Origin of the sequence: Planotetraspora thailandica (assembly GCF_016863335.1) — a bacterium.
Lineage (GTDB): Bacteria > Actinomycetota > Actinomycetes > Streptosporangiales > Streptosporangiaceae > Planotetraspora > Planotetraspora thailandica.
The window spans coordinates 1-741 of record NZ_BOOR01000128.1 but is presented as its reverse complement, the minus strand read 5'-3'; the positions used below and the strand labels follow the sequence as shown (position 1 = coordinate 741).

At 62.1% G+C, this 741-nt stretch carries 1 pseudogene; it reads right to left on the bottom strand.

The features are described from left to right. Positions 1-741 (bottom strand): annotated as a pseudogene (locus Pth03_RS41155) (DNA-directed RNA polymerase subunit beta); the annotation flags it as partial.

The window sequence follows — 741 nt, the reverse complement described above, 5'->3', positions numbered from 1 at the left end:
AGCTTCTTGTTGATCTTGTACCGGCCGACCTTGGCGAGGTCGTAACGCTTCGGGTTGAAGTACAGGTTCTCCAGCAGCGCCTGCGCGGACTCCTTGGTCGGAGGCTCACCCGGACGCAGCTTGCGGTAGATGTCGAGCAGCGCGTCGTCCTGGCCGGAGGTGTGGTCCTTCTCCAGGGTCGCGCGCATCGACTCGTACTGCCCGAAGCGCTCGAGAATCTGGTCGGTCGTCCAGCCGAGCGCCTTGAGCAGCACGGTCACCGGCTGCTTGCGCTTACGGTCGATGCGGACGCCGACGCTGTCTCGCTTGTCGATCTCGAACTCGAGCCAGGCGCCACGAGACGGGATCACCTTCGCGCCGAACAGGTCCTTGTCGGAGGTCTTGTCGACCGAACGGTCGAAGTAGACACCCGGGGACCGCACGAGCTGGGACACCACGACACGCTCGGTGCCGTTGATGATGAAGGTGCCCTTCGAGGTCATGAGCGGGAAGTCGCCCATGAACACCGTCTGGCTCTTGATTTCACCGGTGGTGTTATTGATGAACTCCGCCGTCACGAACATCGGGGCGGAGAAGGTCATGTCCTTGTCTTTGCACTCATCGACTGAGTACTTGGGCGGCTCGAACCTGTGGTCCCGGAACGACAGGGACATGGTCCCGGAGAAGTCCTCGATCGGACTGATCTCCTCGAAGATCTCTTCGAGACCTGACTGGGCCGGAACGTCCTTGCGCCCGGCCTGG